At 42.5% G+C, this 9,336-nt stretch carries 7 protein-coding genes, 1 pseudogene and 1 riboswitch; of the genes and pseudogenes, 7 read left to right on the forward strand and 1 reads right to left on the reverse strand.

What is annotated here, in order from left to right; all coding sequences use genetic code 11:
- The first annotated feature begins 1 nt into the window (after position 1).
- From AC3EBE_RS06405 to AC3EBE_RS06435, 7 genes are all read left to right on the forward strand, one after another.
- Positions 2-2,353, forward strand: coding sequence for a putative bifunctional diguanylate cyclase/phosphodiesterase (locus AC3EBE_RS06405; protein WP_488594190.1), 2,352 nt, complete (start codon positions 2-4; stop codon positions 2,351-2,353).
- 52 nt (positions 2,354-2,405) lie between these two features.
- Positions 2,406-2,501: riboswitch (guanidine-I (ykkC/yxkD leader) on the forward strand.
- Between the two features lie 51 nt (positions 2,502-2,552).
- The gene (gene sugE / locus AC3EBE_RS06410; RefSeq protein WP_488594191.1) at positions 2,553-2,876 is read left to right on the forward strand and encodes a quaternary ammonium compound efflux SMR transporter SugE; all 324 of its coding nucleotides are present in this window, start codon (positions 2,553-2,555) and stop codon (positions 2,874-2,876) included.
- A 297-nt stretch (positions 2,877-3,173) separates the two neighbouring features.
- Positions 3,174-3,515 (forward strand): PadR family transcriptional regulator, encoded by a 342-nt coding sequence (locus AC3EBE_RS06415; protein ID WP_488594192.1) that lies wholly within the window; start codon positions 3,174-3,176, stop codon positions 3,513-3,515.
- Positions 3,502-4,143 (forward strand): HAAS signaling domain-containing protein, encoded by a 642-nt coding sequence (locus AC3EBE_RS06420; RefSeq protein ID WP_488594193.1) that lies wholly within the window; start codon positions 3,502-3,504, stop codon positions 4,141-4,143. Before AC3EBE_RS06415 ends, AC3EBE_RS06420 begins: the two co-directional genes overlap by 14 nt.
- Before the next feature lie 113 nt (positions 4,144-4,256).
- Entirely contained in the window at positions 4,257-5,723 is a 1,467-nt protein-coding gene (locus AC3EBE_RS06425; protein ID WP_488594194.1) for a DUF4153 domain-containing protein, read from the forward strand.
- A 118-nt stretch (positions 5,724-5,841) separates the two neighbouring features.
- Positions 5,842-6,204 carry a hypothetical protein gene (locus AC3EBE_RS06430; RefSeq protein ID WP_488594195.1) on the forward strand — a complete coding sequence of 121 codons (363 nt, stop codon included), beginning with the start codon at positions 5,842-5,844 and terminating at the stop codon, positions 6,202-6,204.
- A 303-nt stretch (positions 6,205-6,507) separates the two neighbouring features.
- The gene (locus AC3EBE_RS06435; protein ID WP_488594196.1) at positions 6,508-8,298 is read left to right on the forward strand and encodes a TIGR04190 family B12-binding domain/radical SAM domain protein; all 1,791 of its coding nucleotides are present in this window, start codon (positions 6,508-6,510) and stop codon (positions 8,296-8,298) included.
- 624 nt (positions 8,299-8,922) lie between these two features.
- On the opposite strand, the pseudogene AC3EBE_RS06440 reads toward AC3EBE_RS06435, so the two are convergent.
- Positions 8,923-9,336, reverse strand: a pseudogene (locus AC3EBE_RS06440) (NERD domain-containing protein); the annotation flags it as partial.

The following is a 9,336-nucleotide window of genomic DNA, read 5'->3' on the forward strand; positions in this document are numbered from 1 at the left end:
GATGGATATTCCCCATATCTACATATTTGATTTTAATAACGTGGCCCTGACCATTGTGTTTTCAATCATTACGAGCATGCTGGCGATTGAAATCAGCAGGCAGGTAAAAAAGCATTTTGAGCTGCGAAGGCAGTTTCTGTTCAAGTCATCATTATTGCTGGCACTTATATTTTGGATCACCCATCTATTTGTGATTATTTCTGCAGGTGTGCCTTTTTCCACAAGCAATTATTATCTTTATTTTCTATTGTTTTTCGGGATTTGCACGGCCGGGTCCTATGCTGCCCTGAGTCTGGCGCAAAGGGAAATTGCCCAGACATCCCAATACATAATTACTAGCATTCTGATTGGAACAGGCATTTTTGCAGCTGATTTTGGTGCTTTTTCAATCATATTCAGGGATACAATCGAAATCCAGCCAACAAAGTTAGCACTCTCTTATCTATTTATCCTTGCGACGGCTTTTTCATTGCTAAGACTGCTGATGCAGCTGACAAATGAGGACATTTATGAGTTTCTCAGGAAGTATAAATATGCTGGCAGCTTTACCGGGGGTGCAGCACTGGGGGCGATTCCTTATATCGTGCTGACCTCAATGCTCCCCCAGCCGGAAGGGAATGGCGCATATGCATATCTTGGACCATTCATCTTAATGGCAGCTGTCAACCTGCTATTCATGCTCGTGCCGGACATCTTTGGCGAAAAGCTGATCATGAAAAATGTCCAGTCTCATTTATCGCTTTTCAGCCAGAACCCGGATGCTGTCTTCCGTGTAGACCTTAATGGAATCATCCTTAATGTTAATAAAGAGGCCACAGTCCTGACTGGATATTCTGCAAATGAATTGACTGGCCTGCACTTCATACAGCTGCTTTCAGGTGAGGAAGAAGGGAAGATAAAGAGCTATTTTATGAAGGTGCTGAGCGGGGAGACAAAGGTGATTGAAACCACGCTTAGGAGGGAAAATCATACTTCTGCCCAGGTCAGGATTACAGCCGTCAGGATGATTGTCAAGGACAGAACGGTCGGTGCATTTGGTATTGTAAGAGATATAACCGAGAAGAAAAAGGCAGATAAAATGATAGAATTCCTCGCCTATCATGATGAATTGACCAATTTGCCCAACAGGCGCCATTTGGAGAAAGTAATGGCATCAATGTTTAACAGAGATGAACATTTTTCAGTGATATATCTTGATTTTGACCGATTCAAACGAATTAATGATACATTTGGACATTCATTCGGAGATAAGATTCTTGTGGAAATTGGTCGGAAGCTCAATGAAGTCATTCCTGAGGATTGCTTGATTGCCAGGATTGGCGGTGATGAATTTGCGATTGTTGCGCCGAAGAGATACGAATCCGAATCCATAGCCAAAGAGATTGTTCATGCATTCGAATCCCCGGTCTTTGCCGAAGGAATGGAATTCTTGATAAGTGCAAGCATGGGGATTTCCAGTTTTCCTGAGGACACAGGAGACCCTGAACTCATCCTCCAATATGCTGATATGGCAATGTATAAGGCAAAGGAAAAAGGCACCAGCCATTTTCAGTTCTTTGATGAGAGCATGGTGGATAACAGCCTGAATAAATTTGAGCTCGAGAATGATTTACGGAATGCGATTAATAACAATGTCCTGACGGTTTTCTATCAGCCGAAATACAATGCCTCTACCAATGTAATCACAGGTGCTGAAGCACTTGCCAGGTGGAAGCACCCCCGACACGGAATGGTGCCTCCTGGAGTGTTCATACCTATTGCCGAAGAAGCCAATCTGATTGTGCCGCTTGAAAGATTAATCATCAGGCAGGTATTGGGACAGCTGGTAAAATGGAGAGAGCAGGGCTTTGATGTACCTCGGACATCGATCAATATTTCAATCATTCACTTCTATCAGGAGGATTTCGTAAAATTCATGGAGCATTCACTTGATGAATACGGATTGCAAGGAAATATGATTGAAATAGAAGTGACAGAAAGCATCATGATCAAGAAAGAAGATGGCATTAACGCACAGCTGCAGGCCTTGAGACAGATCGGGATAGAAGTCAGCATCGATGATTTTGGCACCGGCTACAGCTCACTAAGCTATTTGAGCAAGCTTTCTGTGGACCGTTTGAAAATTGACCAGAGCTTTATTTCCCACTCTCAGGAGAACAGGGAAATCATATCAACTATCGTTTCAATGGCAAACAATTTGAAGCTGAAGGTAATTGCTGAAGGTGTCGAGAATGAGTCCCAGATTGATTTATTGAAATCTCTCGGCTGCCTGGAAGTGCAGGGTTATTACTACTCACCGCCTCTTCCTTCTGATGAGTATGAAACAAAGATGAGTCCTGTCCTGCAGGTGTAAACAGAGATCCTCTTTTTTGACTCTATTACTTGAATATGTTACGATTCCTACATGAAAAGTCCTCTAGGGTTCCGCAGTATGCTGGCCTGGTCCGAGAGAGGGCGCACAGAAATATCTGTGTACACGGAGGGATAAAAACCCGGGAGATATCAAGCGATATCTCCCGGGTTTTTTCGTGAAAAAGGAAGGAGTGTTTAGCATGGCATGGGTATTCCTAGTCATTGCAGGTATTTTTGAAGTTGTTTGGGCAATCGGCCTGAAATATACAGAGGGATTCAGCAAACTAATCCCTTCGGCAATCACAGTAGCCGGAATGGCGATCAGCTTTTATTTTCTATCAATGGCAGTCAAAACGCTGCCGATCGGGACAGCGTATGCGATTTGGACTGGAATTGGCGCAGCCGGGGCAGTCATTTTGGGCATTATATTATTTGGTGAGCCAAGAAGCTTTTTACGGCTGATGTTCGTGGCTTTTATCCTGATAGGAATCATCGGTTTAAAGGCGACTTCAGGCAGCAATTAAGGCAATGTCCTATGTCAGCAGAGTGAAGGTGAATTGCTTCAAGCAGTAGGCTTAAAAGATGAAGCCTTCAAAAGTATTCATGGGTATTTTCTAAGTTTACCTTCTTGGAAGTAAAATGGATAGTCACTATATAATATGGGTTTCTTGAGGCAGCCTGATGGAGGCTGCCTTTAATAATGTCTTTCTGGCTATTTGCTTATTCCTTTCCATAATTATAAGTTTATTTTTTCTTGCAAATTTTGGATGGATGCAATATGATTTATTTAGATACCTTTTAATTCTAGGTAGGTGAATAAAATGTTCAATCGGGAGCTTTTAAAAGGGAGTACTGCACTTGTCCTCCTCCAGCTTTTGAACGAGAGAGATATGTATGGCTACGAGCTTGTAAAAGAGCTTGATAAGCGCAGCGACCACAGCCTGCAGGTGAAAGAAGGCACCCTGTATCCCGCACTTCATAAGCTTGAAAAGCAGGAATACATCGAGTTTTACTGGCAGGAACAGGAGAAAGGCCCGGCACGCAAGTATTATCGAATCACAGATGAAGGCAGGTCAGTCCTCGTCGAGAAAACAAATGAGTGGAAGCAATTCGTAAACGTCATGAACAAAGTGATCAGGAGATCGGAAAATGATCCAGTATAAAAATGAATTCCTGCACCAGCTTGAAACCCACTTGGGAAAGCACCCTGAAAAGGATCAAATTATAGCTGAGTATGAAAGCCATCTGCTAGAAATGATTGCCGAGTTCAATGACAGTGATTTAAGTGATCAGGACATCAAACAAGCAATGATTGACCGGCTCGGCAGCCCTGAAGAGATCGCGGCAAGCTGGCGGGAGGAGCTGTCTGTCACACCGAAGAAAACCCAATGGCTTTTTATTGCTGCAAACCTTGTGTTTTTCGTTGGCGGCTCTGTTCTTACCGGGCTGCATAATGCTTTTGACCTTGTCTGGGTCGAAGTTTTATGGAACGGGCTTACATCGATTCCGTTTGTCATCATCCTGCTATATCTGATTTTTTGGGCGCTGCTTGGATATGAAATTGGCAAAGGCTTTGGGCATAAGGGCAGAAGGCTGATGAGAAGGACATTCATCATCTCGATTGTACCTAATATGCTGATGATGTATCTCACACTGTTTAAAATTATACCGCATGACTGGTTCCAGCCGCTGTTAAGTCCATCCTTTATCGTAACATGCATTTTGTTTACAGGTTTGCTTTATCCTATTTGCTGGGCAGGCTATCGGTGGGGAAGAAGGGCATCTGTATAATTTTTTTGACCCCATACATAGAATTACTATGTATGGGGGGGAATCAAGATTAGCTTCTATTTTTTTACCTTAATACCTAGTAATTCTATGTATATAAAAAAGGAGTGTTATCAATGATATTACGCTTGAGAAAGAATGACTGGTTATTTTTTATCATCTGCCTTGGGCTTGGCTTTCTGGCAGAGCGGTCGTTTCTCCATGGGAAAATCGGTATTTCGTATCTTGTTTTTATAACGTGTTTTTACGGAGTCTATTTTTGGCGCTTCCGAAGTATTCGATTTGTGAACAGAAAGCTTGGGATGCTGCTGATAATCTCTGTTTGGCTCCTGGCAGCAAGCTACTTTTTGAAATCAAATATGATTTTATATGCACTCAATATTTTGGCCATTCCGATGTTAGTATTGATTCAGCTTGTGCTTGTCGTTTATCCATCAGGGAGCAGCTGGCATAAATGGCCTTTCGTTAAAAAGATATTCGAAACAATCTGGGCATCCTTTGTGTATGTCTGCCGCTTTTTACTGAATGGCCCCAGGTTAGCTGGAAGAGGGTTTGACGAAAGAACAACTGCGGTTCTAAAAAGGGTACTCATAGGATTGCTGATTTCCCTGCCACTTTTGTTTGTGATCATGAATCTGTTAATTTCAGCAGACCAGCAATTTGGAGAGCTGGTGGGCTTGCTTCCTCGCTGGCTTTCGGCAATCCAAATTAGCGATGGGGTTTTCAGGGCTGCAGCTACTCTTATTTACGCGCTTACGATTTTTGGATTGCTCCAGGTTTTAAGGAAGAAGGGAACACCTGAGGAAAAGCCTGCAGCTGAAAAAGGAAAATCGGTGAGCCTGGATAGTATTGTCAGCCTGACCGTCCTGGTATTGCTGAACATTGTTTACCTTCTGTTCGTTATTGTGCAATTTAAGTATTTCTTCAGTGAGACCCTTCAGGCTGGCTATACTTATGCTGAATTTGCGCGCAGGGGATTTTTTGAACTGCTGTTTGTTGCGATGCTGAATCTGCTGATTATCTCGACAGTCATTACATTTACTGATATGCGATCGCGGCCAATTGGGATGATAATCCGGGGAATGCTGACCCTGCTGGTGATTTTTAGCGGCATCATGCTGTATTCCGCATTTATCAGGCTTTTGATGTACGAAGAAGCTTATGGATTCACTTTTACAAGGGTGCTGGCCCACTCATTCATGATTTTCCTGCTGGTTATTCTAGGGTACTCTTTGATGAGAATCTGGCTGGAAAAACTATCGTTATTGCGTTTCTATATCATCTCATCGATTGTTTTTTACACTTTAATCAATACGGCGCAACTGGAAAGCTTCGTCGTCACTCAAAACCTGGAGCGCTACAAGGAGACTGGAAAAATAGATATCTACTATCTGGATATGCTTTCATATGAGGGGGTGGAGGGATTGGTTAAGCTTTATCAATTAAATCCGGACTATCCTGAATTGAAGCAGCTCCTTATAATGCGGAAAAATGAACTGCAAGCTGCGGAGAGGAAATGGAACTCGGTTAACTTGTCGAGAAAAAACGCTGAGCAATTACTGTTTGCATTGGATTTAGACTGACGGAAATATTGTGACAGATCTGCAAACAAAATTCCAGATTGTTCCCTGTTTTGTAACATATCAAAATGATTAATGATGATAAAATTACATTAAACAAAGGATAAAGGGGACATGAACGATGACAATGGAAAGGGATTTTTCAGAAATTGTAAACCTCTTAAAGGGGATTGGGAGTTCATTGGAATCCTTGAATAAAAGAGTTGATCATATTGAAAAAAGGCTTGAACGCCTTGAAAAGGTCGATAGTATTGAGCACCGGGTGACATCGAACCAGATTGATATAACCGATATCAAGGAAGCCCTGGAGCGCATGGAAGAATCGCAAAGTGCTAAAATTGAAAAATTCTTGAAGGACATGATGGCACAGGCAGAATCCAAAAACAACATCGAGTTCTCGACCATTCATAGAAGACTTGATTCCCATCTTCTAAAGCTGGGAAGAGTTGAGGAAGAAGTACTGATGGTACAGCAGGAAAAATAAACTTGAAAGGAACTGCAAAGAGCAGTTCTTTTTTAGTTTCATGATTAATCTGGCCGAGCCCCCCTGACTATCCCAAAAGTTGAATTTTTCCTAATCTCTGGAGCAGCCTGACGTCTTAACAAAATATTCATAAATCGTCAAAGCCTCATTATATATACATTTTCCTGGTAATAGTACTTAGATTTAATCCCTCGTTCACAAAAAAGTTGGCATTCCCCTAAAGAGGAGCTGGAAATACGCGATATGATTGAGGTGTAATCATGCAGTAATTTTATTTAATGAATCCTTTTTGAGGTGATTTCGGTGAGATATGACCTAGTTTTGCTTCATGCACCAAGTGTTTACGATTTTCGGAAAAATGCGCTGCTGGCAGGACCGATCAGTGACGTCGTTCCTTCCTCGCCCGTTTTTGAAATGTACCCGATTGGATTGACGAGCATCGCTGAATATCTTGAGCGACAGGGACTGCGTGTAAAAATCATCAATATTGCGAATCGGATGCTGATGGATGAAAGTTTTGACGTTGAAAGGAAATTAAGAAAAATCAAGACAAGAGCATTTGGGATAGATTTGCACTGGCTGCCCCATGCCCATGGCAGTATCGAATTAGCCAAAATCGCCAAGCAGCTCCATCCAGATACCCCGATGATTTTTGGCGGGCTATCCGCAACGTATTACCATAAAGACTTGATACAATACCCTTTCATCGATTTCGTCATGAGAGGCGATTCTACCGAAAAATTAATGCTGCTGCTGATTAACCATCTGAAGAATGGGACACATCAGCCTGGCGGAATTCCTAATCTCACATGGAAGGACGGCGGAAAGACCGTTTGCAATCCCCTCAGCCATGTGCCGGAAAGCCTTGATGAATTTGATATCCCGGGGTATAGATATACGATAAAATCCGTATTCAAATATAAGAATTTCCTTGACCCTCTTCCTTACAACGGATGGCTGCAATATCCCAACACCGCGATCCTGACAGCCAAAGGCTGTACACAGGGCTGCCTGATTTGCGGGGGCTCGAAGCAATCATACAAGGATAATTGCAATCGAAAGGCACTGGCAACGCGATCACCAAAAAAACTGGTTGAGGATATCGTTTTTATCCAGCGCTTCAGCCGGGCACCGATCTTCATCCTCCACGACATTCGCCAGGCAGGGAAGGACTATGTGGATGAATTTTTTGACCGCCTGGGTAAAATTAAATTGAAAAATGAGCTCGTTTTTGAGCTTTTCCAATACGCGAATGAGGAATTTTTTGAAAAAATCGAGAAAGTGGTTCCGAAGTACAGCATTGAACTAACGCTCGAAACCTATGATGAAAAAATCCGCCGCTACAATGGCAAATTCAATTGTACAAACGCTAAGGTGATTGAAACTCTCCAATCAGCACTAAAGCATGGCTGCAAAAAAATTGACATATTCTTCATGGTGGGCATCCCTCATCAAGACTATCAAAGTGCCCTCGATAATGTTGTTTGTGAACAAATCCACCTTGCCTGCAATCTGGATAAAAGACTATCCTATTTTGTCGCTCCGCTTGCGCCATTCCTGGACCCAGCGAGCCCAGCATTCGAAAATCCCGATAAGTATGGGTATAAAAAGTTCTGCCACACGCTTGAAGACCACCGTAAAGCAATCACCCAGCCATCATGGAAATATATGCTCAGCTTCGAAACCGACTATATGACCAGAGATGAAATTGTAAGGTCTACGTATGAATCAGCAAAAAATTTAAATAGTTTCAAGCTGAAATATCAGCTGGTCGACCAAAAAACGCATGATGAGGTTAACGAGAAGATTGCCAGATCCCTCGAATATATTGAAAAAATTGACGAAATCATCGCCTTGCCCGAGCAAGAAAAAGAACGCCAGCTTTCCTTGCTGAGCACAGAAATGGAAGAAGTAAACAAATACAGCATCTGTGGAAAGCACGAATTAAAATGGGAAGTCAAAAAGCATTACGCAAACATATTCTCACTTGCAGCAATCGGCATGGAACTGCTCTTGCAAGACAAATACGTCAATGTTAAGCAGCGGCTTCAGGCGCATAACAGCAAGGCGGAAGGAGTGAAGAGCAGGGTGTGAACGCACGGAAGCTTCATAAATTGTATAATGGCCAGTATTGCATAATTCTAAATGATAAATGCACGGTGAAGGGAAAGTGCAGCGGGAAAAACTTAGTTTAATTGGAGAGTTTAACTTTAGAGCCTTCCATCTAGTAATAATGAGTAGGGGATGATTTTAATAGCTCTGCTTAGAGCCATCCAGGCATCAAAAAAGAGCGAGGATGGTCCTAATGGTATTGATTAGAGCCATCCAGGCACCAAAAAAGAGCGAGGATGGTCCTAATAGCAATGATTAGAGCCATCCAGGCACCAAAAAAGAGCGAGGATGGTCCTAATAGCATTGATTAGAGCCATCCAGGCATCAAAAAAGAGCGAGGAAGGTCCTAATAGCAATGATTAGAGCCATCCAGGCATTAAAAAAGAGCGAGGAAGGTCCTACTAGCATGGATTAGAGCCATCCAGGCATCAAAAAAGAGCGAGGAAGGTCCTAATAGTATTGCTTAGAGCCATCCAGGCATCAAAAAGGAATGTAGGGAAGTCCTAACCTAATAACCCCGATAGCAAACAAGCTCACTTTCGGAAGTGACTCTGATATATTCTAGCTGTGTTATCTGCATGACCATGTTGATTAAAATCACAAATATTAAACATAGTATGTCCACTGGCCCCTGCTGAGTTTCTGAAAGTTTCTCATCAAAGTCCGCCTTATCAACTTCTTAGGCAGCAAAAAACCACACCATTCATAAATAATATTTGTTGTTACGAACTGATTAGGGAAAAGCAGCCTGAATTCCGCAACACTACGCAATATTGCCTCATCGGCTTTTTCCTCCAGCCCACATTTTGAACAGGTTAATCTTGGCCATGAATAATCTTTCACTATTGTCCCGCACTCCGTACATAACACGCCCTTCCTCAGCTCACCATACTCATACACAGGCACCCTTGCCATCGGCGACTCCGGGATATGCAGGGACAGCAGTTTGTCCGCAAGCTTGTTATTTCTAACAGAAACTTTCGACTTTATGCCATTCAATTTTTTCATGAATCGGTTGAG

It is taken from the genome of Mesobacillus sp., assembly GCF_057785455.1.

Bases quoted from the DNA above. Each gene is read 5' to 3' on its own strand.
- AC3EBE_RS06405 (WP_488594190.1), top strand. From the start codon at position 2: ATGGATATTCCCCATATCTACATATTTGATTTTAATAACGTGGCCCTG.
- sugE (WP_488594191.1), top strand. From the start codon at position 2,553: ATGGCATGGGTATTCCTAGTCATTGCAGGTATTTTTGAAGTTGTTTGG.
- AC3EBE_RS06415 (WP_488594192.1), top strand. From the start codon at position 3,174: ATGTTCAATCGGGAGCTTTTAAAAGGGAGTACTGCACTTGTCCTCCTC.
- AC3EBE_RS06420 (WP_488594193.1), top strand. From the start codon at position 3,502: ATGATCCAGTATAAAAATGAATTCCTGCACCAGCTTGAAACCCACTTG.
- AC3EBE_RS06425 (WP_488594194.1), top strand. From the start codon at position 4,257: ATGATATTACGCTTGAGAAAGAATGACTGGTTATTTTTTATCATCTGC.
- AC3EBE_RS06430 (WP_488594195.1), top strand. From the start codon at position 5,842: ATGACAATGGAAAGGGATTTTTCAGAAATTGTAAACCTCTTAAAGGGG.